The sequence below is a fragment of the Streptomyces kanamyceticus genome, assembly GCF_008704495.1.
In the GTDB taxonomy this organism is placed as follows: Bacteria; Actinomycetota; Actinomycetes; order Streptomycetales; family Streptomycetaceae; genus Streptomyces; species Streptomyces kanamyceticus.
Window position 1 is genome coordinate 3,846,429 of sequence record NZ_CP023699.1, and the last position, 25,704, is coordinate 3,872,132.

The 25,704-nt window shown below is 71.2% G+C and carries 27 protein-coding genes; 14 read left to right on the forward strand and 13 right to left on the reverse strand.

The annotated features are described in order from the left end of the window. Positions 1 to 159 precede the first annotated feature (159 nt). Positions 160 to 3,369 carry a tetratricopeptide repeat protein gene (locus CP970_RS15645; RefSeq protein ID WP_055546356.1) on the forward strand — a complete coding sequence of 1,070 codons (3,210 nt, stop codon included), beginning with the start codon at positions 160 to 162 and terminating at the stop codon, positions 3,367 to 3,369. A 32-nt stretch (positions 3,370 to 3,401) separates the two neighbouring features. On the opposite strand, the gene CP970_RS15650 is transcribed toward CP970_RS15645, so the two are convergent. The 3 genes from CP970_RS15650 to mca form a co-directional block, all read right to left on the reverse strand. Further along, complete coding sequence (locus tag CP970_RS15650) at positions 3,402 to 4,100, reverse strand: alpha/beta hydrolase (protein WP_055546354.1); 699 nt, start codon at positions 4,098 to 4,100, stop codon at positions 3,402 to 3,404. Positions 4,101 to 4,268: 168 nt separating this feature from the next. Then, complete coding sequence (locus CP970_RS15655; protein ID WP_055546352.1) at positions 4,269 to 4,493, reverse strand: hypothetical protein; 225 nt, start codon at positions 4,491 to 4,493, stop codon at positions 4,269 to 4,271. Between the two features lie 19 nt (positions 4,494 to 4,512). Further along, a complete protein-coding gene (gene mca / locus CP970_RS15660; RefSeq protein WP_079043412.1) occupies positions 4,513 to 5,394 on the reverse strand; it encodes a mycothiol conjugate amidase Mca in 882 nt (293 codons plus the stop codon). Positions 5,395 to 5,510: 116 nt separating this feature from the next. Between mca and CP970_RS15665 the strand changes: the two genes are divergently transcribed. Next, positions 5,511 to 5,918, forward strand: a complete 408-nt coding sequence (locus tag CP970_RS15665; RefSeq protein WP_055546348.1) for a DUF4307 domain-containing protein — start codon at positions 5,511 to 5,513, stop codon at positions 5,916 to 5,918. A gap of 167 nt (positions 5,919 to 6,085) precedes the next feature. Continuing rightward, entirely contained in the window at positions 6,086 to 6,583 is a 498-nt protein-coding gene (gene greA / locus CP970_RS15670) for a transcription elongation factor GreA (RefSeq protein WP_055546346.1), read from the forward strand. A gap of 71 nt (positions 6,584 to 6,654) precedes the next feature. Here the strand turns inward: greA and CP970_RS15675 are convergent, their stop codons facing one another. From CP970_RS15675 to ilvA, 3 genes are all read right to left on the reverse strand, one after another. Beyond that, positions 6,655 to 7,524 (reverse strand): ABC transporter permease, encoded by an 870-nt coding sequence (locus tag CP970_RS15675; protein ID WP_055546344.1) that lies wholly within the window; start codon positions 7,522 to 7,524, stop codon positions 6,655 to 6,657. Beyond that, positions 7,521 to 8,534 carry an ATP-binding cassette domain-containing protein gene (locus CP970_RS15680; protein ID WP_055546342.1) on the reverse strand — a complete coding sequence of 338 codons (1,014 nt, stop codon included), beginning with the start codon at positions 8,532 to 8,534 and terminating at the stop codon, positions 7,521 to 7,523. The genes CP970_RS15675 and CP970_RS15680 overlap by 4 nt, the downstream gene beginning before the upstream one ends. A gap of 158 nt (positions 8,535 to 8,692) precedes the next feature. Then, on the reverse strand, positions 8,693 to 9,922 hold the full coding sequence (gene ilvA / locus CP970_RS15685; RefSeq protein WP_055546340.1) for a threonine ammonia-lyase: 1,230 nt from the start codon (positions 9,920 to 9,922) through the stop codon (positions 8,693 to 8,695). A 157-nt stretch (positions 9,923 to 10,079) separates the two neighbouring features. On the opposite strand from ilvA, the gene CP970_RS15690 reads away from it, so the two are divergent. The 3 genes from CP970_RS15690 to CP970_RS15700 all read left to right on the forward strand — a co-directional run bounded on the left by CP970_RS15690 (position 10,080) and on the right by CP970_RS15700 (position 11,412). After that, positions 10,080 to 10,598 (forward strand): MarR family winged helix-turn-helix transcriptional regulator, encoded by a 519-nt coding sequence (locus CP970_RS15690; protein ID WP_055546337.1) that lies wholly within the window; start codon positions 10,080 to 10,082, stop codon positions 10,596 to 10,598. A gap of 63 nt (positions 10,599 to 10,661) precedes the next feature. Beyond that, entirely contained in the window at positions 10,662 to 11,144 is a 483-nt protein-coding gene (locus CP970_RS15695; RefSeq protein ID WP_055546335.1) for a sigma factor-like helix-turn-helix DNA-binding protein, read from the forward strand. Between the two features lie 16 nt (positions 11,145 to 11,160). Continuing rightward, positions 11,161 to 11,412: a hypothetical protein gene (locus CP970_RS15700; protein WP_055546333.1), complete on the forward strand. Its 252-nt coding sequence runs from the start codon at positions 11,161 to 11,163 to the stop codon at positions 11,410 to 11,412. Positions 11,413 to 11,424: 12 nt separating this feature from the next. Here CP970_RS15700 and CP970_RS15705 read toward each other — a convergent pair whose 3' ends face one another. Next, on the reverse strand, positions 11,425 to 12,579 hold the full coding sequence (locus CP970_RS15705; RefSeq protein WP_055546331.1) for a cystathionine gamma-synthase: 1,155 nt from the start codon (positions 12,577 to 12,579) through the stop codon (positions 11,425 to 11,427). A gap of 101 nt (positions 12,580 to 12,680) precedes the next feature. Here CP970_RS15705 and CP970_RS15710 point away from each other — a divergent pair, with 101 nt between their 5' ends. From CP970_RS15710 to CP970_RS15730, 5 genes are all read left to right on the forward strand, one after another. Next, positions 12,681 to 13,799, forward strand: a complete 1,119-nt coding sequence (locus CP970_RS15710) for a hypothetical protein (protein WP_055546329.1) — start codon at positions 12,681 to 12,683, stop codon at positions 13,797 to 13,799. 85 nt (positions 13,800 to 13,884) lie between these two features. Continuing rightward, on the forward strand, positions 13,885 to 14,592 hold the full coding sequence (gene msrA, locus CP970_RS15715) for a peptide-methionine (S)-S-oxide reductase MsrA (protein WP_055546327.1): 708 nt from the start codon (positions 13,885 to 13,887) through the stop codon (positions 14,590 to 14,592). Between the two features lie 47 nt (positions 14,593 to 14,639). Further along, entirely contained in the window at positions 14,640 to 15,584 is a 945-nt protein-coding gene (locus CP970_RS15720) for a DUF5829 family protein (RefSeq protein WP_224058453.1), read from the forward strand. A 140-nt stretch (positions 15,585 to 15,724) separates the two neighbouring features. Continuing rightward, positions 15,725 to 16,381 carry a ClpP family protease gene (locus CP970_RS15725; RefSeq protein ID WP_055546325.1) on the forward strand — a complete coding sequence of 219 codons (657 nt, stop codon included), beginning with the start codon at positions 15,725 to 15,727 and terminating at the stop codon, positions 16,379 to 16,381. A gap of 14 nt (positions 16,382 to 16,395) precedes the next feature. After that, positions 16,396 to 17,004, forward strand: coding sequence for a ClpP family protease (locus CP970_RS15730; RefSeq protein ID WP_055546323.1), 609 nt, complete (start codon positions 16,396 to 16,398; stop codon positions 17,002 to 17,004). Positions 17,005 to 17,008: 4 nt separating this feature from the next. Here the strand turns inward: CP970_RS15730 and CP970_RS15735 are convergent, their stop codons facing one another. Both CP970_RS15735 and CP970_RS15740 read right to left on the reverse strand, forming a co-directional pair. Further along, positions 17,009 to 17,344 carry a helix-turn-helix domain-containing protein gene (locus CP970_RS15735; protein ID WP_055546321.1) on the reverse strand — a complete coding sequence of 112 codons (336 nt, stop codon included), beginning with the start codon at positions 17,342 to 17,344 and terminating at the stop codon, positions 17,009 to 17,011. 161 nt (positions 17,345 to 17,505) lie between these two features. Further along, a complete protein-coding gene (locus CP970_RS15740) occupies positions 17,506 to 18,396 on the reverse strand; it encodes a helix-turn-helix domain-containing protein (RefSeq protein WP_055546319.1) in 891 nt (296 codons plus the stop codon). Positions 18,397 to 18,523: 127 nt separating this feature from the next. Here CP970_RS15740 and CP970_RS15745 point away from each other — a divergent pair, with 127 nt between their 5' ends. Both CP970_RS15745 and CP970_RS15750 read left to right on the forward strand, forming a co-directional pair. Next, positions 18,524 to 19,576: an NAD(P)-dependent alcohol dehydrogenase gene (locus tag CP970_RS15745; protein WP_055546317.1), complete on the forward strand. Its 1,053-nt coding sequence runs from the start codon at positions 18,524 to 18,526 to the stop codon at positions 19,574 to 19,576. A 200-nt stretch (positions 19,577 to 19,776) separates the two neighbouring features. Further along, positions 19,777 to 20,163, forward strand: coding sequence for a VOC family protein (locus CP970_RS15750; RefSeq protein ID WP_055546315.1), 387 nt, complete (start codon positions 19,777 to 19,779; stop codon positions 20,161 to 20,163). On the opposite strand, the gene CP970_RS15755 is transcribed toward CP970_RS15750, so the two are convergent. From CP970_RS15755 to CP970_RS15765, 3 genes are read right to left on the reverse strand one after another with little or no spacing between them, the layout of a single operon-like run. Next, positions 20,145 to 20,951: an alpha/beta fold hydrolase gene (locus tag CP970_RS15755; RefSeq protein WP_055546313.1), complete on the reverse strand. Its 807-nt coding sequence runs from the start codon at positions 20,949 to 20,951 to the stop codon at positions 20,145 to 20,147. The genes CP970_RS15750 and CP970_RS15755 overlap by 19 nt on opposite strands. Positions 20,952 to 20,957: 6 nt before the next feature. After that, on the reverse strand, positions 20,958 to 21,380 hold the full coding sequence (locus tag CP970_RS15760) for an ASCH domain-containing protein (protein ID WP_224058455.1): 423 nt from the start codon (positions 21,378 to 21,380) through the stop codon (positions 20,958 to 20,960). A gap of 46 nt (positions 21,381 to 21,426) precedes the next feature. After that, positions 21,427 to 21,816 carry a winged helix-turn-helix transcriptional regulator gene (locus CP970_RS15765; RefSeq protein ID WP_079043410.1) on the reverse strand — a complete coding sequence of 130 codons (390 nt, stop codon included), beginning with the start codon at positions 21,814 to 21,816 and terminating at the stop codon, positions 21,427 to 21,429. Positions 21,817 to 21,840: 24 nt separating this feature from the next. Here CP970_RS15765 and CP970_RS15770 point away from each other — a divergent pair, with 24 nt between their 5' ends. Further along, positions 21,841 to 22,236 carry a YybH family protein gene (locus tag CP970_RS15770; RefSeq protein ID WP_055546309.1) on the forward strand — a complete coding sequence of 132 codons (396 nt, stop codon included), beginning with the start codon at positions 21,841 to 21,843 and terminating at the stop codon, positions 22,234 to 22,236. A gap of 21 nt (positions 22,237 to 22,257) precedes the next feature. Here CP970_RS15770 and CP970_RS15775 read toward each other — a convergent pair whose 3' ends face one another. Further along, entirely contained in the window at positions 22,258 to 25,593 is a 3,336-nt protein-coding gene (locus CP970_RS15775; protein ID WP_055546307.1) for a S8 family peptidase, read from the reverse strand. Between the last annotated feature and the right edge of the window lie 111 nt (positions 25,594 to 25,704).

Below are 25,704 nucleotides of genomic sequence, written 5' to 3' on the forward strand. Positions count from 1 at the left end.
GACCGGAAGGCAGCACCTCGATTAACCCCGAGCCGATCAGCCGAGCCGTTCGGGGCGGACCCGCCCCGAACCTCCCATCGCAAGGACACCCTCGCGCCGAAGCCCCGTACGCAGGACACTTGTGACCGCAGGCAACTGTTGCTCTCGGAGGGGGACCATATGCGGGACAGCCATCGGGCCGAGGCCGAGCGGCTGTTGGGACGGGCGGTCGAGGAGGAGGTCCGGCGTTCGGGCGGGCGCGTCGACGGGGGCGTGCTGCTCTCGCGGGCGCGCGGCGCGCTCGACGCCATGGCGGAGACGGCCGCCGAGGAGTACGCCGCGTACACCACCGCGCTCGACGAATCGCAGGCGGGACAGCTCACGTTCGGGCAGCGCTACGCCCGTGAGGGCTCGGGCACTCCCCTGCTGGTGGCCGTGGTCGCGGCGCTCGCCGCCGGGGTGTCCGACCTGTCGTTCGGCACCAGCGTGGGCACGGCCCTCGGCACCGGCGCGGTCGTCGCCGTCGCGGGCGCCGCGGCCACCGTCCTGAAGGTGACGGCCTCGCACGTCCCCGCGGCCAGCAGGCACGCCGGTGCGCTCAACCAGCCAGGCGGACCCGAGCAGTTGAGGCTGCAGTGGCTGACCGCGCTCGAAGTGCGCGGCATCCGGCCCTTCCTCGACCAGCAGCGCGTCCTCGCCGCGTCGACCGGTACCCGTACGCAGAAGAAGACCGCGCCCCAGCTGCGCGGCACGGACAAGAGCGCGGCCGCGCGCAGGCGTTCCGTCCTGGAGCAGTCCTTCACCCAACTCCCGGAGAACGTCGGCCCCTTCGCGGGCCGCAGGGCCGAACTCGCGCGGATAGCCCAGCACGTGCACGCGGCGCGCGCCAGCACCGACACCCGGCCCACCGTCGTCGTCCTGCACGGCGCGCCGGGCTCCGGGCGCACCTCGCTCGCGGTGCGGGCCGCGCACGAGCTGCGCGACCAGTTCCGCGGCGCGTGCGTGGTGGACCTGCGCGGCGACAACCCGCAGGAGTCGCCGCTGTCCACCCGCGACGCCCTGCTGCATCTGCTCAACCGCCTCGGCGCCCCGCGCGAACAGCTCCTCTTCCGCGAGCGCTCCTCGCAGGAACAGCAGGTGAAGCGGCTCAGCGAGCTCTACCACCAGTATCTGACCGGCCTCGCGGTGACGATCGTCCTGGACGACGCGAGCGACGCCGAGCAGGTCCGCACGCTCATCCCCGAGCGCTCCGACAGCCTCGTCCTCGTCACCTCGCGCGAACCCCTCGACCTCCCCGACGACCTGCCCGCCTGGCTGCACCTGCTGCCGGTCGACGCCCTTGACGAGGCGGGCGCCGAGCAGCTCCTGCGCGAGAGCGCCGAGGATCTGCCAGGACCGTACGACGCTGAATCCGCCGACGCCGTACGGGAGTTGTGCGGCGGTCTGCCGCTCGCCCTGCGCGCCGCGGGTTCCTCGCTCGGTCCGCGCACGCCGCGCCAGCTGGCCGCCGACCTCGCGGCGTACGGCCCGGTCGACCCCGTGGAGCGCGTCCTGTGGCTGCGCTACACCGACCAGGCCGAGCCCGCCCGCCGTCTGCTGCGCCGCCTCGCGCTCGCCGGGCGGGCCTCGCTCGGCGCGGCCGCGGCGGCCGCGCTGCTGGCCACCGACGAGCAGGAGGCCGGGCGCCGCCTCACCGAGCTGTCCCGCGCCGGGCTCGTCGACCACGTCCGCGGCAGCCGCTACCGCCTGCACGACCTCGTGCGCGCCTTCGCCCAGGCCCGCCTCCTGGACGAGGAGGAGCCCGCCGAGCGCAGCGCCGCGCAGGAACGTCTCATCGCCAGCTACGGCGAGCTTGCCGACACCGTCATCCGGCTCGTCGACGGCAAGACGTCCACCCGCGCCGACCAGTTCGGCCAGCACGGCTTCGCGTCCCTGGACGCGGCGCTGCGCTGGCTCGACGACGAGTCGAGCTTCATCACCGCCGCGCTGCGGCACGCGGAGGGCGTCGACCAGCAGGCCGTCCTCAACCTGCTCGGCGCCCTGTGCGACTACTGCCTGCTGCGCGGCGACCTCTACCGGCTCGGTGAGATCAACGAACTCGCCCACGCCATCGACCAGGGCCTGCTCGGCCGCAGCGTGCAGTGGCGCACCGGCATCGCCGCCCGCCAGCTCGGCGAACTCGACCAGTCCCGTACGACGCTGAACTCCGTCGTCGACCTCTACTTCGAGGCCCACCAGGACGCGGCGGCCGCCCGCGCGCTCGGCTCGCTCGGCATCACGCTGCACCACCAGGGCAACCTCAAGGAGGCGGCCGCGCGCCTCAACGACGCGCTGGAGCTCCAGTCCGCCGACGAACTGGCGGGCGACCGCGCCTGGACGCTGCACGCGCTCGCGGCCGTGGAGCGCGACCGCGCCCACCTCGGGCAGGCCCTCGACATGCTGGACAAGGCGCTGGTCCTGCACCGTGCGAGCGGCTCCGTGCACGGCGAGGCGTGGACGCACTTCCAGCTCGGCCAGCTCAATCTGCGCAGGGGCGACGTGCCGCGCGCGGAGACCGAGCTGCGCGACGCCCTGGAGCTGTACGGCCGCACCCACGACACCCGCGGCGAGGCCTGGGCGATGACACAGCTGGCCCGGGCCCGCCTGGTGGACGGCGACCCCTCGCCCGCGGTCGACGGACTGCGCCAGGCGGTGTCCAGGCACCGCGACAACGAGGACGCGCGCGGCGAGGCCTGGTCCCTGTACTACCTCGGCCAGGCCCTGGAGGAGACCGGCAACCTCGACGAGGCGGTGCGCGATCTGGAGCGGGCCCGCACGATGTTCTCGCGGATGCGGGACGTGTACGGCCTGGCCTGCGCGCGCCACCACTCCGCGCGCGTCACCCGTGACCAGCGCGCCGCCCAGACGGGCTCACTGCGCAACTCCGGCTTCGCCCGCCAGCTCCTGGTGGACGCCCGCGCCGACTTCCAGCGGATCGGCGTCGCGCACGGCGAGGCCTGGACCTGTCTGGAGCTGGTCGTCGTGGACGCGGGCAACGCCCGCGCCCAGCAGGCACTCGCCCTCTGCGACGAGGCGATCGCGCTCTTCGGCTCGTACGGCGACCGGCGCGGCGAGGACTGGGCACGCTTCCTGCGCTGCACCCTGCTGCCGTACGCCTCGCCCGGCGGCTGGGAGATCGGCACGGCGGTCGCCCAGGAGGAACTGAGCCAGCTGGCCCGCGCGGGCCACCCGGTCCGCGACGGCAAACTCGACGAGTACATCCAGGCATACGACCTGCTCCTGGAGCGCGGCGCCGAGCTGGAGACGGGCTGGCAGGCCTGGCGCCTCGGCATGGTCCCGAACCGCCACGCACGGGAGGTGATGGGCGTCCCGGTACCCCAGCCCGGCTGAGCCCGCGCCCGCCCTGACGGCGAGGCGGCCGCTCAGGCGCCGTCGGCCTCCTGCGCGGCCGCCTCGATCAGGTCGCAGACGGGCCCGGGCTGGGAGGCCAGCGAGGCGTGGCTCGCGTCCAGCTCGATGGTCTTGCGCGGGGCCATCCGCCGCGCCATGTGGCGCTCGTTGTCGGGGTGGATCATGCGGTCGGCGGTGGAGACCTGGTACCAGGTCGGCTTGGCACGCCAGGCCGGGGCCGTGATCGCGTCACCGAAGGTCGAGCCAAGCGGCGCCTTCTGCGTGACCGCCATGACCAGCGCCTCGTCGGCGGTCAGGTCCTGGGCGAAGCTCTCGTGGAACTTGTCCTGCTTGATCCACAGGTAGCCGTCGGAGTCCGGGGCGATGTTCTCGAAGGCAGCGGGCGGCTTCTCCTGGCTGAGCTGCCCCGGGCTCTCCCCGGCGTCGGGCGCGAACGCCGCGACGTAGACGAGCCCGGCGACGTTGGGCAGGTCACCCGCCTCGGTGATGACCGCCCCGCCGTAGGAGTGGCCGACGAGCAGCACGGGCCCTTCGATCTGCCGGACCATGGCGCGGGTGCGCGCGGCGTCGTCGGCCAGCGAGGTCAGCGGGTTCTCGACCGCGTGCAGGGAGCCGAAGCCCCGTCCGCGCAGTTCGACGATGACCTTGCCCCAGTGGGCGGCACCGCCCCAGAACCCGTGTACCAGCACAATGCTCGGCTTGTCCGCCATGACATCGCACCCATCCGCTCGGCCCCCCTGCGTAGGCATGACTCACGCTAGGCGGACCGGCGACCGGCCGCGACCCGGGCTCGGCGGGACCGGCACCAGAACCGGAACCGGAACCGGCACCACCGCTATGTCACCCGGGGACCCGGGACGAGGAACGTCGGTCGCGCGCTACTTCTCGCCGTCGGGACGCTTGCCCTCCGCGCCCGCTCCGGCGCCCACCGGCTCCTTCTCGGACGGCGACTCCTTGAAGTCGACCTTCCGCATGTGCCGGTTCATGGACTTCATCAGGCCCCAGACGGCCAGGGCCATCACCGCGAACACGATGAAGCCGAGGACGCCGGGAGTCACCTTGTTCTCGTCGACCTCTTTGGCGAGAGGGGCGAGCTGCGTCATTGCCAGATGTGCGTTCACGCTAGGCATTGTCGCGGATGCCCGCAAAGAGGTCGTCCTCGGGGAGGGAAGTATCGACGAGCGACTTCGCGAGCTCGTACTCCTCCGTGGGCCAGACCTCCTTCTGGAGCTCCATCGGGACGCGGAACCAGCCGCCGTCGGGGTCGATCTGCGTGGCGTGCGCGATCAGGGCCTTGTCGCGGATCTCGTAGAAGTCGGCGCACGGAACGTGCGTGGTCAGCGTGCGCTCGACCCGCTCGAACTCGTCCCAGCGCTTGAGCCAGTCCCCGTACGGCGACTCCATGCCGCGGTCGATCATCGCGTGGTGCAGCGCCTCGGTGCGCGGCCGGTTGAAGCCCTGGTTGTAGTAGAGCTTCTGCGGCTGGAAGACCGGGCCGAACTCCGGCTCCGGGTACTTCTCGGCGTCCGCGGCGCCGTCGAAGGCCACCATCGAGATCTTGTGGGTCATGATGTGGTCGGGGTGCGGGTACCCGCCGTTCTCGTCGTACGTCGTGATGACCTGCGGACGGAACGAGCGGATCTGCCGGACCAGCTCACCGGCTGCCTTGTCGACGTCCTCCAGGGCGAAGCAGCCCTCGGGCAGCGGCGGCAGCGGGTCGCCCTCGGGCAGGCCGGAGTCGACGAAGCCGAGCCAGTCCTGCTTGACGCCCAGGATCTCGCGCGCCTCGTCCATCTCCTTCCTGCGCACCTCGTGGATGTTCTCCTGGATGTACTTGTCACCCTGGAGCTTGGGGTTGAGGATGTCGCCGCGCTCCCCGCCCGTGCAGGTCACGACGTGCACGTCCACCCCCTCGGACACGTACTTGGCCATCGTGGCCGCGCCCTTGCTCGACTCGTCGTCGGGGTGGGCGTGCACGGCCATCAGTCGCAGCTGCTCAGTCAAGACTCGATCCTCAGATAATCGGGCGCCCCTGGGTGCTTGTGCGCGATGGGCGGCTTCTATAGTGACGGAACCGGGGGGCGGAAAATTCCGGCATCCCCTGTTCCTGGAGGACGATCATGGCGGCGGTGGGCTCGAAGGTCCCCGAGGGCCGATACGGCCGCTCGCGTACGGCCGACGAGGCCGCTGATCGCAAGCTCAAGCTGGTCGGCGCCGTGCTCGGCGTCCTCTTCCTCGGAGTCGTCGGCTGGTTCGGCTACGACTACATCAACGGTACGAAGATCAGCGCCGAGATCATCAAGTTCGACGTCGTCTCCGACGACTCCGTCGAGGTGCACCTCGAAGTGCGCAAGGACGCCGACGCCAAGGGCTACTGCACGCTGCGCTCGCAGGCCGAGGACGGCGCCGAGGTGGGCCGCGCGGACTTCCGCTTCGACCAGCGGCAGGACCGCGTCGACAAGCGCGTCACGCTGCGTACGAAGGCCCGGGGCACCAGCGCCGAGCTGCTGGGCTGCCACTCCGACTGAAGCCGCCCCGCCTTTGCGGCGCTCACCTGCGCTGACGATTTTCTGATGGCTTATGTCCTCCCCCTGGCGCGCCTGAATTGTTAGGCTCGTGGTTTCGCCCACCCGTGAGGGAACATCCTTCTGGGTAGGGCGATGCTTTGTATTCCCAGTACCTACGAGGAGCACCTGTGACCCAGACCAGCGAGAACGTCACCTGGCTGACCCAGGAGGCGTACAACCAGCTCAAGGCCGAGCTGGAGCACCTGTCTGGTCCTGCGCGCACCGAGATCGCGGCCAAGATCGCCGCGGCGCGCGAAGAGGGCGACCTGCGCGAGAACGGCGGGTACCACGCGGCCAAGGAGGAGCAGGGCAAGCAGGAGCTCCGCGTCCGCCAGCTGACCCAGCTCCTGGAGACGGCCCGGGTCGGTGAGGCCCCCGCCGACGACGGTGTGGTGGAGCCGGGCATGGTCGTCACCATCGCCTTCGACGGCGACGAGGACGACACCGTGACCTTCCTGCTCGCTTCCCGTGAGTACGCGAGCGCCGACATCGAGACGTATTCGCCGCAGTCCCCGCTGGGCACCGGCGTGAACGGCAAGAAGATCGGCGAGGACGCGGAGTACGAGCTGCCGAACGGCAAGCTCGCCTCCGTCAAGATCCTCGCGGCCAAGCCGTACCAGGCCTAGCGTTTCCTTTCACGCTCCGGCCATGACTGAGCCCCCGGCACTCACGGTGCCGGGGGCTTCGTCGTACCCGGTCAGGCCGTCGCCGAGCGGTACTTGCGGACCGACAGCACGCGGAACACCAGGATGATCACGACGGACCAGATCAGCGACGCCCACACGGGGTGCTCCATGGGCCAGGCGCCGGTGACGGACTTCGGCACCCCGTCGATCGTGTTGCCGAACAGCTCACGGGCCGCCGCCACCGTGGCACTGAACGGATTCCATTCCGCGACGTACTGAAGGAACTTCGGCATTCCGTTGACCGGCACGAAGGCGTTCGAGATGAACGTCAGCGGGAACAGCCAGATCAGGCCTCCCGAGGTGGCCGCCTCAGGCGTACGCACGGAGAGGCCGATCAGCGCGCCGATCCAGGTGAACGCGTAGCCGAGCAGGAGCAGCAGGGCGAAGCCCGCGAGGACCTTGCCGATGTTCTCGTGGGTGCGCCAGCCGACGAGCAGGGCGACGACCGCGAGGACGGCCAGGGTCACCGCGGTCTGGACGAGGTCGGCCAGGGTGCGCCCGGTGAGGACCGCGCCGCGCGCCATGGGCAGCGACCGGAAGCGGTCGATGAGGCCCTTGTGCATGTCGTCGGCGATGCCCGCGCCCGCACCGGCGGTGGCGAAGGTGACGGTCTGCGCGAAGATGCCCGCCATCAGGAATTCCTTGTAGGCGCCCGCGCTGCCCGACGGCGCCCCCGGGATGTTGATGGACCCGCCGAAGACGTACGTGAACAGCACCACGAACATCACCGGCTGGATGACCCCGAAGAGGATCATCTCGGGAATCCTGGTCATGCGGATCAGGTTCCGCTTGGCCACGACCAGGGAGTCCCTGATCGACTGTCCGACGCCCCCCGCGGGCAGCGGAGCCACGAGCTTGCGCGTGCCGGAAACGGTGCTCACTTGTCGGCCTCCTTGTCGAGCCGGGACTCGCCGTCGGCGTCGGCGCTCTCGTCGCCGTTCCCGTCCGCCAGCTCGGCCACGTGGCCGGTCAGCGAGATGAAGACGTCGTCGAGGGTGGGGCGGCGCAGGCCGATGTCGTCGATCTCGATGCCGCGGGTGTCGAGGTCGCGGATGACCTCGGCGAGCAGCTTGGCGCCGCCGGTGACGGGCACGGTCAGCTTGCGCGTGTGCTCGGCGACGGCGACCTCGCCCTTGCCGAAGCCGCGCAGCACCTCGGTGGCGGGGGCGATGTGCTCGCGCTCGTGCACCACGACCTCGACGCGCTCGCCGCCGGTCTGCGCCTTGAGCTGGTCGGAGGTGCCCCGCGCGATGACGCGGCCGTGGTCGACGACGCAGATGTCGTGCGCCAGGTGATCGGCCTCTTCGAGGTACTGCGTGGTCAGGAGCAGCGTCGTACCGCCCGCGACGAGCTCCTGGATGACCTCCCAGAGCTGCTGGCGGTTGCGCGGGTCGAGGCCGGTGGTGGGCTCGTCCATGAACATCACGGGCGGCGACACGACGAGCGCGGCGGCGAGGTCGAGGCGGCGGCGCATGCCTCCGGAGTACGTCTTGGAGGGCCGGTCGGCGGCGTCCGCGAGGTTGAACCTGTCGAGCAGCTCGCCCGCCCTGGCCTTCGCCTCCTTGGCCCGCAGCTGGTAGAGCTGACCGACCATCTGGAGGTTCTCGCGGCCCGTCAGGTACTCGTCCACGGCGGCGAACTGGCCGGACAGGCCGATCGAGCGGCGCACTTCGTTCGGGTGTTTGAGGACGTCGATGCCCGCGACGACGGCCTTTCCGCTGTCGGGCGTGAGGAGCGTCGTCAGACAGCGGACCGCCGTGGTCTTGCCCGCGCCGTTCGGACCGAGGAGGCCGAGCACGGTGCCTTCCGGGACATCCAGATCGACGCCGTCCAGAGCCCTTACGTCGCCGAAGGTCTTCACCAGGCCTTCGGCGTAGATGGCGCCTGGCATGTGGGTTCTCCCAGTGGTGTGGGTGACTTCCTACGGAAAAGTTTAGATTTGCCGGACATCGCTCGCCCGGCGACCGGTGACGCTGGACACACCATAACGCGATGTATCGCGTTGCCGTACAGGTTTTTCCCAAAGAGGTGCGGGTGCCGGGGGCGGGCTCAGCCGATGACCGGGTAGCCCGCGTCCCGCAGCGCCGCGCCGACCTCGACGCAGTGCGCGGGCCCCTTCGTCTCCAGGTGCAGCTCGACCTCCGCCTCCGTGAGTCCGAGCCGCGGATCGGTGCGCACGTGACTCACGTCGAGGACGTTGGCGTCCACCTCCGACAGGACCCCGAGGAGCGTGGCCAGGGCGCCGGGCCGGTCCGTCAGGCGCAGCCGCAGCGACAGGTAGCGGCCCGCCGCCGCCATGCCGTGGCGCAGGATCCGCTGCATCAGGAGCGGGTCGACGTTGCCGCCGGACAGCAGCGCCACCACCGGGCCTTCGAACGCCTCGGGAGCGCTCAGCAGGGCCGCGACGGGGCTCGCGCCCGCCGGTTCCACGACCATCTTGGCCCGCTCCAGGCAGAGCAGCAGGGCGCTGGAGAGCGCGTCCTCGGAGACCGTGACGACGTCGTCCACCAGGTCCTCGACGAGGCGAAACGGTACGTCTCCGGGGCGGCCGACCTTGATGCCGTCGGCCATCGTCGCGGGGTTCACGATCGACACCGGGTGCCCGGCGGCCAGCGAGGGCGGGTACGCCGCCGCGCCCGCGGCCTGCACGCCGACCACGCGTACGTCGGGGCGCAGCGCCTTGACCGCGACCGCGATGCCCGCCGCGAGACCGCCGCCCCCGACGCCGACGAGGATGGTGCGCACCTCCGGGCACTGCTCCAGGATCTCCAGGCCGACCGTGCCCTGCCCGGCGATGATGTCGGGGTGGTCGAAGGGGTGGATGAAGACCGCGCCCGTCTCGCGCGCGTACTCCTGCGCGGCGGCCAGGGTCTCGTCGACCACCTGGCCCCGCAGCCGCACCTCGGCGCCGTAGTCCCGGGTCGCCGCGACCTTGGGCAGCGGCGCGCCCACGGGCATGAAGACCGTGGAACGCACCCCGAGCAGCGAGGAGGCGAGCGCCACGCCCTGCGCGTGATTGCCCGCGCTCGCGGCGACCACACCGGCCGCGCGCTCCTCGGGGAGCAGGCCCGCGATGCGCACGTAGGCGCCGCGCAGCTTGAAGGAGCCGGTCCGCTGGAGGTTCTCGCACTTGAGGTGCACCGGGGAGCCGACGAGGCGCGACAGGTGCCTGCTGCCCTCCATCGCCGTCGAGCGGGCCACTCCGGAGAGCATCTTCTGCGCGCCGCGCACGTCGTCGAGGGTGACCGTCGGCAAGGGGGCGCGCGTGCGGTAGCTCATGCCGGCAAGTCTTGCAGCCGACGTCCGACTCCTCCTGCGGTGACCAAGGGCCGAGACTGTTCTCCCCGTAGGTTTGCGCAGCGCAGGTACGGTACGCGCTCCGGCCGCGTACCCTGTCCCCCAACCCACTGCCCTCGCATGAAGTGAGCCCCCGGCCATGCCCACAACTCCGGACATGACGACCGCCAGCGACCCCGGCCTTCTCGACAGCCTGCAGCACCAGGTGGCCGTGTTCGCCCGCCGCGCGGAGCAGACCCGCCTCGGCGGCGTAGGCCAGGTCCGCAACTCCATGGACCGTGCCGCGTATCTGCTGCTCAACCGCCTCGACAAGGAAGGCCCGATGGGCGTCAAGGCGCTCGCCGCGAGCATGGGCATCGACTCGTCGACGGTCACCCGGCAGGTCGCCCCGCTGGTCGACACCGGACTCGTCAAGCGCACCTCGCACCCCGAGGACGGCCGGGCCGTGGTGCTCCAGCTGTCGCCGCGCGGTCAGGCCCGGCTCGACGAGGTGCGCTCCTCGCGGCGCGAACTGATGGCCGAGCTGACGCAGGACTGGGACCCGGTGGAGCGCGAAAGCTTCTGCGCGCTCCTCACGCGCTTCAATTCCGCCCTCTCGGCACGCCAGACGTCACAGACGGCGCCCGGCGGAGAGGTTCCGGCCACTCCGGAGTCTTGACCCCGGCCCGCGTCTGGCCTCAGATGAGACCGGGATCCCCCTTCCTTGTGGCCGGGAGGTGCGGTGCGCGAACGGCAGGCGTTCCAGAACGCCCGCCGAGCCCGGGAGTTCGAGGCGTTCGTCGCGGGCGCGGCAGGGCGGCTGCTGCATGCCGCCACGCTGCTCACCGCCGAGCCCGCCGACGACAATCCACGCGCGCGTGCCCTGCTGACCGCGTCCCTCGCGCACACGTACGCGATCTGGGACCGGCTGCGCGGCGAGGACCCCTATGACCGCACCCGCCAGCAGCTCGCCCTGCGCTTCGGCCGCGCGGCCTGGCGCGGGCACCGCGGCCGCGGCGGCGTCCTGGAGCGGCTCGGCACGCAGGAACGGCTGATCCTCGTCCTGCGGATGTACGAGGGCGTGGCCGAGGAGCAGACGGCGGCGCTCCTGGGGCTGCCCGCCGACCGGGTCCACACGATCTGCGCCCGCGCGATGGCGACGGTCCTGCACCCCCCGCGCGGTCCCGCGCCCACGCGCGCCCTGAGCGAAGCGGCACCCTCATGATCCTGGCGGCACGCCGATGAGTCAGTACGAGCGCAAGGAAATGGCCGTACGGCGCCTTCTGGAGGGCACTCCGCCGCCGGTGCCGCCCGAGCTGTACGACGAAGCGGTACGGCGCGGCGGGCGGATGCTGCGGCGCCGTACCGCGGCGCGGCGGCTGTTCTGGATGCTGCTCCTGACCGCCGCGGTCGCCTTCGCCGTCTGGGCGTCCGTCGCACAGCCGTGGGTGGAGCCGCCCTCGCGGACGACTCCACCGCTCACCCGCTGGTAGCGGGCGCGGGCTCTAGCCGAGCGCCTGCTGGAGGTCGGCGATGAGGTCGTCCGCCGACTCGATGCCCACGGAGAGGCGCACCAGGGCCGCGGGGACCTCCAGGGCGGAGCCCGCCACCGAGGCGTGCGTCATGCGGCCCGGGTGCTCGATGAGGGACTCGACGCCGCCCAGGGACTCGCCCAGGGTGAAGAGCTTCGCGCGGTCGCAGACCTCGACGGCCGCCTCCTCGCCGCCCTCGACCAGGAAGGAGACCATGCCGCCGAACGCCTTCATCTGCTTGGCGGCGATCTCGTGGCCGGGGTGCTCCGGAAGGCCCGGGTACAAAACGCGCGTCACGCGCGCGTGCCGGGTCAGCATCTCGGTGACCTTCGTGGCGTTCTCGCTGTGCCGGTCCATGCGCACCGCGAGGGTCTTGATGCCGCGCAGCACCAGCCAGGCGTCGAAGGGCCCCGCGACGGCGCCCATCGCGTTCTGGTGGTACGCCAACTCCTCGCCGAGGGCCGCGTCGTTGACGACGAGGGCGCCGCCGACGACGTCCGAGTGGCCGCCCATGTACTTCGTCATGGAGTGCACGACGACGTCCGCGCCGAGCGCGAGCGGCTGCTGGAGGTAGGGGCTCGCGAAGGTGTTGTCGACGACCAGGCGGGCACCGGCCTCGCGGGCGATCTGCGCGACCGCCGCGATGTCGGTGATGCCCAGCAGCGGGTTGGAGGGGGTCTCCACCCAGATCGCCTTCGTACGGTCGGTCAGCGCGGCCCGCACCGACTCCGGGTCGGAGGTGTCGGCCACCGACCACTCCACGCCCCAGCGCGAGACGACCTTGTCGAACAGGCGGAAGGTGCCGCCGTACGCGTCGTTGGGGATGACCACGTGGTCGCCGGGGGCGAGCAGCGTGCGGAGGAGGCAGTCCTCCGCGGCGAGGCCGGAGGCGAAGGCCAGGCCGCGGGTGCCGCCCTCCAGTGCGGCCAGGTTCTCTTCGAGGGCGGTGCGCGTCGGGTTGCCGCTGCGGCTGTACTCATAGCCGCCGCGCAGGCCGCCGACACCGTCCTGCTTGTACGTGGAGACCTGGTAAATGGGCGGGACGACGGCGCCCGTGAGGGGATCCGCGGTGTTGCCCGCGTGGATCGCCACCGTTTCGAAGCTCTGCGTGCTGTGCGAGTCACTCATGCGGCCTGAGCGTAATGCGCGCACGGGTCCTTCCGCCGGGTCGGTACGGGTACGTCCCGCCAGGTTGGCCAATTGTCGGACGCGTCTGGTTCGCTTGTGTCATGGAGATTCTCTGGGTCCTGATGGCAGTGATCATGATGGGCGCGGTCCTCGGGCCCGTGCTGCTGCGCAGGCGCGGCGGAATCCGGCAGGTCGCGCCGGGCTCCCCGGACGCCGCGGACCCGGCGAACTACGGCTTCCTGCGCCAGGAGGAGCTGGACATCCGCATGCCGGGCCCGGACGGCGACCTGCTCGACGTCCTCGACCACGTGCAGCGCTCGCAGGCCTGGGAGGCGGCCTCGCAGCTCCTCGCGGGCACCGAGACGCACGGCGAGCGGCGCTGGCAGCGGGTGCAGGCGTTCGCGGGCGCGGCCTCCCTGGAGCTGCAGCAGCGGCCCGGTGGCGTGAGCGAGGGCCCCGGCGGGCAGTGGCTGCGGGTGTGGCGGGCCGAGAAGCCCAAGGACGCGGGCGGCGCCGCGGTGCACGCGGAGTTCCTCGTCCAGCAGGCGTGGCGCACCTCGTCGCAGGGCACGGACGAGTTCCGGATCATCCTGGAGGAGGCCAAGGAGGCGTGCGGGCAGGCGGCGCTGCTCTCCCCCGGCGACCCCGTTCCGTACATCATCGAGCTCTCCATCGCGCGCGGACTCGCGTACTCCCGCGAGGAGTTCGAGCAGCTGTGGCTGAAGATCCTGGACCGCGCGCCCGCGCACATGGGCGCGCATCTGGCGGCGCTGCACTACTGGTGCGAGAAGTGGCACGGCTCGCGCGACCTGGCGTACAGCTTCGCGGAGGCCGCGGCGGCCCGCGCCCCGCGCGGCTCCCTGCTCGCCGCGCTGCCGCTCTTCGCGGTCTACGAGCACCTGCCCGAGGTCAATCTGGTCCGCGGCTTCTACCAGAGCGAGGTCGTCACCAAGGCCGTCGAGGGCGCGCTCTTCGCGGTGCACGCCGCGCGCGCGGACGACCCGATGCTGGCGCACGTCCGGCACCTCCTGGTCTTCTTCCTGGTGCGCTGCGAGCGCTGGTCCGAGGCGATGAACCAGCTGGTGCTGGTGGACGGCCACGTGGGCGCGCTGCCCTGGACGCTGTCCGCCGACCCGGCCGCGGACTACGCGGTGTACCGCGCGCTGGCGGTCGCGGGGTACGAGGCGAACGGCGGCAGCCCGGCGACGCTGTCGCACTGAGCCCCGGGGCGGACCGGGGCGGAATGCCCGGGGCCGTACGCACGTTCTTGCCTACGACCCCTGTCACGCACGAGGAGAGACCCACATGATCTTCGGCCGCACGCCCGAGCTCCCCACCCCCGAGCAGGCCCTGAAGGGCCGGGCGACCCCGGAATTCGAGGTCCCCTCGCGCCACACGGTCCTCGGCAACCCGCTGCTCGGCCCCTACCCCGATGGCCTGGAGGTCGCCGACTTCGCCCTCGGCTGCTTCTGGGGCGCCGAGCGCAAGTTCTGGCAGACCGCGGGCGTCTGGACGACGTACGTCGGCTACCAGGGCGGATACACCGAGAACCCCTCCTACGAAGAGGCGTGCTCGGGCCTGACGGGGCACACCGAGGCGGTCCGCGTCGTCTTCGACCCGTCCAAGGTGTCGTACGCGGCGCTCCTGAAGCTGTTCTGGGAGTCCCACAACCCCACGCAGGGCTTCCGGCAGGGCAACGACGTCGGCACGCAGTACCGCTCGGCGATCTACACCCACTCCGCCGACCAGCAGGCGATCGCGGCGGCGTCCCTGGAGGCGTACCAGAAGGTCCTGACGGCCTCCGGGCACGGCACGATCACCACGACGGTGCTTCCGGCCGACAACAAGCCGTTCTGGCCCGCCGAGGCGTACCACCAGCAGTACCTGGACAAGAACCCCGACGGGTACTGCGGGATCGGCGGGACGGGCGTCACGCTGGCGGAGCCCTTCGAGACGAACTGGGGCGTGTCCTGCCCGACCGGTGTCGCCGCCGCTCCCGAGCCCACCGAGTAACAGGGCTCGCGGCAAGGCGGGGCGGATCGCGCCCCTCCCCTCCTACGATGACCCGCATGATGCTGCTGCGCAGAATGGTGCGGGTCGTCATGGTTGTCGCGCTGGCCCTGGTGGGGGCGGTACAGGGGAGCGCGACGGTGCGGGCCGAGGAGGGGAGACCTTCCTCCGACCGGCAACTGCTGTTCTACAACCACGCCTACGGAGTGCTCGACCGGGAGACCGCCGACGCCATCGAACACTCCGCCTACCTGCGGGACTTCGCCAACTTCCAGGTCCGCACCACGACCGGATCCGACGGGCAGACCTGGACGGGCCGCTATCTGATGGGCCGCGAGACCTATCTCGAACTCTTCGGCATCGGGGACGTGTCAGGGCCCGACGGCACGCTCGGGTCCGCCGGGATGGGCGTCTCGACCGAGCGCGCCGGTGACATGGCGACGGTCCTGAAGCGGCTGCGCGACCTCGGCGTCGAGAAGCCGGTCGAGTTCCGCCAGACGCGGGACTTCGGCGACGGCGTGCCGGTGCCGTGGTTCGACGCGGTCTTCACCTCCGACCAGTACGACGCCTTCGGCGCGTGGGGGATGGAGTACCGGCCCGAGTACTTCGCCGACCCGCGCAGCAACACCGAACCGGCCAACTATCCCGGTGACGTGGGCCGCGAGCGCTACCTGTCCGACGCCTACCGCGACCACCTGATGCGCGACGTGACCTCCGTCCGCCTGGGGATCACCCCGCGCGACCTCGGCAACACGGTGCCGCTGCTGCGGGCCGGCGGGTTCGACGTCAAGGCCACGCCGGACGACGGCGTCGTCGCGCGCGGGGGCGGCACCACGATCCGCCTCGACCCGGTCCCGCGCGACCGGGCGGGCCTGCGCCAGGTCACGATGTCCCTCAACCACCCCGTGAAGCGCCACGTGGAACAGATCGGCAGCTCCACCCTCACGGTCGGCCCCGGCGCCCGCGCCGTATGGACCTTCGACACCCCGAAGTAGCGCCGCGGAGCACCACCACCGAGACTCCTCTGCCCTCGGCGAATCTGCCGCGGGCAGAGATCTCTGACAGGCGCGGCCTCGGCGGGCAACAGTGAGGTCACGGCGCGGCGTCGGGAGCCGCGGGACTTCAGGGAGGACCGATGTCTGTACTCGACAGCGGCTGGGACGTGGCGCGGCCACGGGGTGAGGACGGCGAGAGCGTCCCTTCGCGCTTCGACGACCATCTCGCGGCCCAGCTGCTCAACCAGCGGATCGTGCTCCTCGGGACGCAGGTCGACGAGGTGTCCGCCAACCGCGTCTGCGCGCAGTTGCTCGTGCTGTCCGCGGAGGATCCCAAGACCGACATCGGGCTCTACATCAACAGCCCGGGCGGGTCCGTCTCCGCGGGCCTCGCCATCTACGACACCATGCGGCTGATCCCGAACGACGTGGCCACGCTCGCCATGGGATTCGCCGCCAGCATGGGCCAGTTCCTGCTCAGCGTCGGCACCCCGGGCAAGCGGTTCGCGCTGCCCAACGCGCGGATCATGATGCACCAGCCGTCCGCGGGCATCGGCGGCACCACCGCGGACATCGCCATCCAGGCCGAGAACCTGGAGTTCACCAAGAAGGCCATCGAGCGGATCACCGCCGAGCACACGGGACAGAGCGAGGAGACGATCTCGCGCGACGGGGACCGCGACCGGTGGTTCACGGCCGAGCAGGCCAAGGAGTACGGCATGGTCGACCGCGTCGTCGAGTCGATGGAGGACGTACGGCCCGGCGGGACCAAGCGGCCCATCGGGCTCGGAATCTGAGGGGGGATCAGGAAATGAGCCAGTACACCATTCCCACCGTCGTCGAGCGCACCCCGCAGGGCGAGCGCTCCTACGACGTCTACAGCCGCCTGCTCTCCGAGCGCATCATCTTCCTCGGCACGGAGATCGACGACGGGGTGGCCAACGTGGTCATCGCGCAGCTGCTCCACCTGGAGTCCTCCGCCCCGGAGCGCGAGGTCGCCATCTACATCAACTCGCCCGGCGGATCGTTCACTTCGCTCATGGCGATCTACGACACGATGAGCTTCATCACCGCGCCGATCTCGACGTTCTGCGTCGGCCAGGCCGCCTCCACCGCCGCCGTGCTGCTCGCCGGGGGCGATCCGGGCCGACGGTTCGTGCTCGACCACGCGCGCGTGCTGCTCGGGCAGCCCGCGAGCCGGGGCCGGCAGGGGACGGTGTCCGACCTCAGCCTCCAGGCCAAGGAGATGCTGCGCATCCGCTCCCAGGTGGAGGAGGTGCTTTCCCGGCACACGGGGCACGACGCGGCGACCCTGCGCGCCGACATGGACCGGGACAAGTTCTTCACCGCGCAGGAGGCCGTCGCGTACGGGCTCGCGGACCAGGTGCTCAGCAGGCGGTCCCTGCCCGCCGCCGCCTGACCCGTCAGGCGGCCAACCGCACCTCGCCCTGGAACGACGCTCCGGCGGGCCTCGCACGGGGGAGGCCCGCCAGGCGGCTCTGGGCCAGGGAGAGCAGGTCGGGCAGGCCGAGACCCAGCGCGCGGGCGGCGGCCGCGAGGACCTCGGAGGAGGCCTCCTTGCGGCCTCGCTCCAGCTCGGAGAGGTAGGGCATGGAGATCCGGGCGGCGTCCGCCACGTCCTTCAGGGTGCGCTCCTGCGCGAGGCGCTCGCGGCGCAGGACGTCGCCGACGAGGTCCCGCCAGAGGGGCTCCCGCCGCTGCTGCTCGGCCTCCTTGCCCGGTGGGCGCAGAGGAATCACACGGGCTTCGTTCGGCTGGGACTTCGGCCGGGAACTCTGCTGGGAACTCTGCTGGGGCTTCGGCTTCTGCGGCGCTCGCGCCTCGTCGCTGCTCACTCCCCCAGCGTAGGAGCGGTACGACCATGAGGGGAGTACGAGGCGTTCTGCCGCCCGCGAAACCGCTACGTCGTCCCCGACCCCACCGACGACGCGTCCCGCCCCCAGCTCGCGAGCAGCCGCAGCCCCTGCGCCGACGCCGAGTCCGGCTCCGCGTGGTACATCATCAGGGACTGGTCGCAGTCCTCCGGCAGGCGCAGCGTCTCGAACGACAGGGTCAGTTCGCCGACCAGGGGGTGGCGGATGCGCTTGGTGCCGTGGCCCTTCTCCAGGACGTCGTGCGTGGCCCACAGGCTCCTGAACTCCTCGCTCTTCACGGAGAGTTCGCCGACGAGGGCGGACAGCTGCGGGTCGTTCGGATAGCAGCCCGCGTCCATGCGCAGATAGCTGACGATGTCCGAAGCCTTCTGCTCCCAGTTCACGAAGAGCTCGCGCGAGCGCGGGTCGAGGAAGCAGATGCGCGCCCAGTTCCGGTCGGCGGGGGCGAGCTCGCCCCAGTCGCCGAAGAGCGCGGCCGCGAGCGCGTTCCAGCCGAGGATGTCGGAGCGGCGGCCGACCACGTACGCGGGCACGCCCTCGATGGAGTCGAGGAGCTGCTGCAGCACGGGCCGCATGTACTGCTGGCGTACGGCTTTCTTCTTCTTGTGGGCCTTGGGCTTGGCGAGGTGCGTCAGGTGCGCGTGCTCGGCGTCGGTCAGGCGCAGCGCGCGGGCGATGGCGTCGAGCACCTCCGCCGAGACGTTGCGGCCGTTGCCCTGTTCGAGGCGGGTGTAGTACGCGACGGAGACCCCGGCGAGCTGCGCGAGCTCCTCGCGGCGCAGCCCGGGCACCCTGCGGTGGCGCCCGAAGTTCGGCAGCCCGACGTCCTGGGGCTGCAGCCGCGCCCTGCGGGTGCGCAGGAACTCGCTCAGCTCGGCCCTGCTGTCCAGGGGGCGGCCCTCGGGGATCTCGTCCATGCGTTCCAGTATCCCCAGTATTCAGGGTCGTACGACCGTGAGCCTGACCCCGCCAGTGGTAGGCACAGCGGTCGTAGGCAGAACAGGTGTCTGGGTAAGTCCGCAGGTCACCGGCAGGCTCGTAGCCATGACTGAGCAGATCACCACCGTTTCCGCGTATGCCGCCGCCGCCCCCGGTGCGCCCCTGGAGCGCACCACCGTCCCGCGCCGCACCGTCGGCGAGTCCGACGTCCTGATCGACATCAAGTACGCCGGTATCTGCCACTCGGACATCCACCAGGCCCGCGACGGCTGGGGCGAGGGCATCTACCCGATGGTGCCGGGCCACGAGATCGCCGGTGTCGTGACCGAGGTCGGTCCCGGTGTCACCAAGTTCGCCGTCGGTGACCGCGTCGGCGTCGGCTGCATGGTCGACTCCTGCCGCGAGTGCGAGAACTGCGAGGCGGGCCTGGAGCAGTACTGCGCGCAGGGCAACATCGGCACGTACAACGCCCTCGACAAGAACGGCGAGCCGACGTACGGCGGCTACTCCACGCACATCGTCGTGGACGAGGCGTTCACCGTCCGCATCCCCGACGGGCTCTCGCTCGACGTGGCCGCGCCGCTGCTCTGCGCCGGAATCACCACGTACTCCCCGCTCGCGCACTGGAACGCGGGCCCCGGCAAGAAGGTCGCCGTCGTCGGCCTGGGCGGTCTCGGCCACATGGCCGTCAAGATCGCGAACGCCATGGGCGCCGAGGTGACCGTCCTGTCGCAGTCCCTGCGCAAGAAGGACGACGGCCTGAAGCTGGGCGCCGAGCACTACTACGCGACCAGCGACGACGCCACCTTCGAGGCCCTCGCGTCCACCTTCGACCTGATCGTCTCGACGGTCTCCGCGCCGCTGCCCCTGGACAAGTACCTGGGCCTGCTGCGCACGGACGGCGCCTTCGTGAACGTCGGCGCGCCCGAGGAGCCGGTCTCGCTCAACCTGTTCTCCGTGATCGGCGGCCGCAAGACCCTCGCGGGCTCCGGCATCGGCGGCATCCAGGAGACCCAGGAGATGCTGGACTTCTGCGCGACGCACGGGCTCGGCGCGGAGATCGAGCTGATCCGTGCCGACCAGATCAACGAGGCGTACGAGCGGGTGCTCGCCAGCGACGTGCGCTACCGCTTCGTGATCGACAACGCGACGATCTGAGGACGTGGCGATGTGCTGACGCGGCGGGCGGCCGCCGTGTCAGCTCACCGTGGCCGGAACCGGACTGGGCCCCGCGCCCTAGGCCGCAATGCGCAGCCCACCGGGTCCCTGTGACCGATACGGCGCCGGGGCGCCCGCGCCTACCGTTGTCCATCTCACCGCGGCACAGCGGGAGTCACGGCAATCGAGGAGGTCGCACGGTGTCCATCGAGCTGAACCACACGATCGTCACGGCCAAGGACAAGAAGGAGTCCGCGCACTTCCTCGCGGACCTCCTCGGCCTGGCGGTGAGCCCGCAGTACGGCCCGTTCATCCCCGTCACGATCCCCAACGGGGTCACCCTCGACTACGCCGACGGCGACGGCGGCCCGATCGTGCCGCAGCACTACGCCTTCCTCGTGTCCGAGGGCGAGTTCGACGCGATCTTCGGGCGCATCAAGGACCGCGGTCTCACCTACTGGGCCGACCCGTACCACCAGCACAAGAACGAGATCAACACGCACGACGGCGGCCGGGGCGTCTACTGGGAGGACCCGAACGGCCACAACCTGGAGATCATCACCAGGGCCTACGGCTCCGGGGACTGAGCGAGGAACGCGAGCACCGGCTCCGTGGCCACGTCCGCGAACTCCTCGAAGTAGGCGTGCCGGGCACCGGGCACCAGCAGTGTCCGCGCGTCCGGGATGCGGCCTGCGAGCAGCGAGGCGTTGGCGGTCGGGTTGAACGCGTCGTCCGTGCCGTGCACGACGAGCGTCGGGGCCTTGATCCGGGGCAGCGCGTCCCAGGCGTCGTGCCGGGCGCTGGCCCGCAGGTGCCTGCGGCGGGCGTACCCGGGCATGGTGGGATCGCCCAGCGTGTGGAACTCCCGGCCGGGGCGGGCGCGTTCCTGCTCGGCCAGCCAGCCCGGGGTGTACATGAGTTCCAGCAGAGCGCGGCGCACGGCGTCCGGATCGGCCTGGGTCAGGGCCTTGCGGACCTCGGGCCCGCGCTCGACGCCGTGCGGGCCGCCGGGCGACGTACAGCCCAGCACGAGCCGCTCGACGCGCTCGGGAAAGTCGGCGGCGAGCCACTGCGCGACGCGCCCGCCCATGGACGTGCCGTAGACGTGGGCGCGTCCGATTCCCGCGTGGTCGAGGACCGCGAGCACGTCACGGGCGAATCCGGGGGTGCTGTACGTGTCGGTGTCGGGCCGCTCGCTGCGTCCTGTCCCCCGGTGGTCCATGACGACGGTGGTGAAGCGCGCGGCGAAGTCGGCGCGCACCGGATCCCACCAGTGGTGGTCGTTGGACTGCCCGCTGAGCAGCACCAACGGCGCGCCGCTGCCGTGCAGTTCATAGTGGATCGCGACGCCGTCGGCCGCCTCGGCGAAGGGCACGACCGCTCACTTCTCCCGCAGGTCGGCCACGAGCCGGAACCGTTCGAGGACGAGCTCGGTGGTGTCGTCCACGGTGAAGTCCTCGTCGCCGAGCGCGGCCCGCATCTCAGGCCCGTGCCAGAACTCCTCGTGCCCGGCCCGCCACTGCGCGACCGTCGTGAACCCTTCGCCCTCGTCCACGGCGTGCGCGAGATCCACGTCGGCGAGCGCCGCGATCCGCACCTCGGTGATCTCGATGACGCCGACGTCCCGCCCTTCGGAGTCCACGACCACGGACCGCTCACCCACCTGGGGCAGCGGATCCCCCTCGTGCTCGTAGTCGGCCACGAGACCGGTCGTGGAGATCTTGGACCCGTCCAGGATCGCCGCGACGAGCTGGTCGCGGAGCGGCCCGGGGAAGGCGAACTCGGCCTTGGGGAGCGACGTCATGGGATCACAGTAATCGGCCCGCGACGGCGCCCCCGCGGTCCTTCGCTCAGGGCCGGTACGGCGGGGCGGCGGCGCCCCAGTCCCAGAGCGCCTGAAGGACGGGGCCGAGGTCCCGGCCGCGCGCGGTGAGTTCATAGGTGACCGCCGAGGGCCACCCGGGCGTACGCACGCGCCGGACGACGTCGGCGGCGGCGAGCCGCGCGAGACGTTCCGAGAGGACCTTGTCCGACAACTCGGGCAGTGCGGCGGCCAGTTCGCCGTACGCGAAGCGATCGCCGCGCAGCAGCTCGCGCACCAGCAGGGTGGTCCAGCGGCCGCGCAGCGCGGCGAGGGTGATCTCGACGGGGCACTCGGGGCTCGGCGCTCTCACCCCGGCCCGCGCGTCGTCGGGCAGCCCGGGCTCGGGACCCGCGCCGCTTACCGTTCGGTGAGTCACGAGAGGGCCTCCTACGGTGCAGCCATGACGACCACGACGATAACCACCCCGTTCACCCTGCCCACCCGCGCCGAGGACGTCCCCGCCGCCTTCGCCGAGCGCTTCAACAGCGGCGACGCCGACGCCGTGCGGGAGCTCTACGAGGAGCGGGCCGCGTTCGTGCCCGAGTCGGGCGAGGCGGTGCACGGCAGCGCGCGGATCTCCGCCGCGAACGCCCCCTTCCTCGCCCTCGGCCGGCCGATCTCCGTACGCCCCCGGCAGGTGCACGTCGCCGGGGACATCGCGCTGCTCGTCGTCGACTGGGAGATCGGCGGCGCGGTGCGCTCCACGGCCACGGACGTGGCACGACGCGGCGCCGACGGGTACTGGCGATACGTGATCGACAGTCCCTTCGGCGCCGCGCCGGTGTCAACGCACTAGCCGCGCGTCACCCCGAGAAGCTCACTTCCCGTAGTACGCGTTGTAGATCGACAGCGTCGACTTGTTGCCCTTCTTGTCCGCGACCTTGGCGTGGAAGGAGATCCCCTCGCCCTTGGGCGGGTTCTTCACGGAGATCTTCCCGCCGCTGACCGTGGCCTTCTTCCAGGTCTGGCCGTAGTCGTAGGAGACGTACACCGCGAGGGACTTGAGGTTCGACCCGGCCGCCGCGCCGAGCACCGTGACCGGCACGGACTGCTTCTTGTCCGCCTCCGCCCTGCTGCTCAGGTCGACCGCGGGGCTGAACCGGACCGTGGAGACCGGCAGCTTGGCGCTGTCGACCTTCTTGGAGCGGAAGGTGAAGCCGGCGTCGATGCGCGTGGAGGCCGCGGCCACCTTGACGCTGCGCTTCACGGACGTCGTCAGCTTGTACTCCGCGTCGGCCGACGGGACCTTGAACGGCTTCTCACCGGCCAGCGGGTCGTCGTTCTCGCCGACCTTGGTGCCGTTGCGGTACAGCGTCGACTTCACCGACGAGTACAGCGAGGAGCCCGCGTGCGTCTTGCCGTCGGCGAACAGCGGCAGGTAGCCCGTGATCTCGTTGCCCTGCCGGAGGACGCCGTAGTCGCCGCCGATCCGCGGGCCGAAGACGGCCGTGTTGAACGTCTTCTCGTAGCTCTGGCCCGCCTTGAAGGTCTGCGGCGTGCCCAGCGAGTAGCGTGCCTCGGTGGTCGGGAAGCCGTCCTGGTCGGGGGCGCCGTACTGCTCGAACTCCAGGCCCCACTTCACCTTGTCCGCGGTGGACACGTAGAGCGTGCGTTCGCTGCGGAGCTTGGTCGGGACGGAGACGGACCAGCCGCCGCCGCTGGAGGGCAGCTCGCCGTAGGCGCGCAGCGAACCGGTCTTGCCGCTGCTGGACGCGCCGAGCCCGGCCTTCACCGTGGCGAGCTCGCTCGCCTTGTACTTCTTGGTGTAGCCGGTCGCGATCTGCTTGACCGGTCCACCGGCGATGGTGTTGTACTCGGTGTTGTCGCCCTTGGTCCAGACGGCCGACCACTGCTGGTCGAGCGTCACGCCGGTCGGGGCCGCGCCGATCGAGGCGGTGTTGAAGCCCTTGTACTCGTCGAGCAGCCAGCCGAAGCCGGTGCCGCCGTCCGCCGTCCCGACCGTGTACTCGGGCGCGGCGAGGACGCCCTTGACGCCCGGGTCCGGCACGGTGACGTCCACCGGCTTGGCCGTCCGCGCGTCGATCGTCACCGTCGTGTCCTTGGTGACGTCGAGCTTCGGCTGGGCGATCCAGTCGATGCCCTTGGTCGAGTCCGCCGGGTCGACGACCACGTTGGCGTTGAGGACGTAACCGCCCTTGGGCACGCGGACCTTGACGGTCCCCGACGCGTCGTACGGCGAGAAGTCCCTGTCGACCCCGGATCCGGTGATGCCCACCATCAAGACGTCGTAGTTCTTGGTCGGCTGACCGTCACGGCCGAGGCTCTTGAGGGTGACGTCGTACGACTCCACCTCCCGGTCGACCGCGGCCGCGGTGCGCACGGACTGGCCGCCGCCGCTCGCCACGACGTACGCGGAGTAGGTCCCGTCGACCGTGCCGCCCAGCTTGGAGTTCGCGGTCAGGTCGACGGAGGCGGTGCCGCCCGCCGGGACGGTCACCTTCGTCGCGCCGAGCGTGAAGAAACCGGCCGGGGCCGGACGGCCCTTGGGGTCGGTGCCCGCGGCGGTCAGGTCGAGGGTGACGGGGTCCTTGCCGAGGTTGCGGTAGGTGACCTTCTTGGTGATCGGCTTGTCGTCGGTGTGGGGCCACTGCTGCGTACCGAAGCTGACCGAGACCGGGTCCGCGATCACGGACTGCTTGATGGCCTTGTCGACCGCGATCCGGCCCGAACCCTGCTGGAACGGCGTGTACTTGCCCGGCTTGGTGGACCCGGTGAGCGCGCCCTTGAGCTCGGAGTACTTCCAGTCGGGGTGCTGCTGCTTGAGCAGCGCGGCGGCGCCCGCCACGTGCGGGGTCGCCATCGACGTGCCGGAGATCGTCAGATAGCCCTCGGGGTTCTGGCCGACCTCCTTCTCGATGACGCTGCCCGGCGCCGCGGCCGCGGTGATGTCCACACCGGGGGCCGTCACGTCGGGCTTGATGGCGCCGTCGCCGACCCGCGGACCCTGGCTGGAGAAGTCCGCGAGCTTGTCGTTGTCGTCGACCGCGCCGACGGTCAGGGCGGCGTCCGCGCTGCCGGGCGAGCCGACGGAACCGGGCTCCCCGTCATTGCCCGCGGCGATCGCGAAGAGGACGCCCTTGTCGGCGGAGAGCTTGTTGACCGCGGCTTCCAGCGGGTCGACACCGGGGGTGTCGCCGCCGCCGAGGCTGAGGTTGACGACGTCGGCCTTCTCGGCCGCCGCCCACTCCATGCCCGCGATGATCTCGGAGTCCTCGCCGTAGCCGTCGTCGCTGAGGACCTTGCCGTTGAGCAGCTTGGCGCCGGGCGCGACGCCCTTGAACTTGCCGCCGGACTTGGCGCCCGTACCGGCCGCGATGGAGGCGACGTGGGTGCCGTGGCCGTAGCGGTCCTTGGCGTCGGGCGAGGTGGAGAAGTTCTTCTCGCCGACGACCTGGTCCTTGAGGTCCGGGTGGGTGGCATCGATGCCGGTGTCGAGGACGGCGATCTTCACACCCTTGCCGTCATAGCCCGCGGCCCACGCCTTGTCGGCGCCGATCTGCTTGACGCTCTTGTCCAGGCTCGCCTTGCGGGTGCCGTCGAGCCAGACGTGCGCGATGCCGGACGCGGCCGCACGGGCGCCGTCCCGCTCGCTGGTCAGCGCCTTCCACAGGTCGCCCGCGTCCCGCTTGGGAGTGGTGAGGGCGTCCGCGTTCAGCGCCTTGAGTGAGCGGCGGACGGTGGTGTCACCGGCGGCCCTGACGTCGGCCTTCGCGGTGGCCTGGGAGGCACCCTTGTAGCCGACGATCAGCTTCAGGCCCTTGGCCTGCGCCGTCCGGTTGCGCTTCTTGTTCAACTCCGTGACGTCGAACAGCCGTTGGTCGATGCGCCCGTCGGCTATCAGGCGTCGCGCGTCGGCGGGTATGAGCAGCGTGTGGCCTTCGGTGCGCCGCACCTGTACGGGGATGTGCTCGCGGCCCTTGGCCCTGTCGAGTCCGACGACCCGGCCCTTGGCGTCGAGCACCGCGCGGTCGCCGGTGATCAGCGTGACGTGGCTCTTGCCCGTCAGCTCACCCGCCGCCGTGCCCTTCGACCCCCCTGCGGCTGCCGGACTCGCGGTCGCCGAGCTGGTCATGCCCGCCGCGAGTGCCACGGCGACCGCCGTGGCGATGGTGGCCCCGCACGCTCTCTTCACTTGTCTGTGCAAGTCTCCCCCTGGAGGTTAAGGGGCTGCCGCCCCTCGGACGTCGAAGTATGCCGAGGGGCGAACATCTGCTCAATAGTGAGACAGATGTGGGGAGTTGAT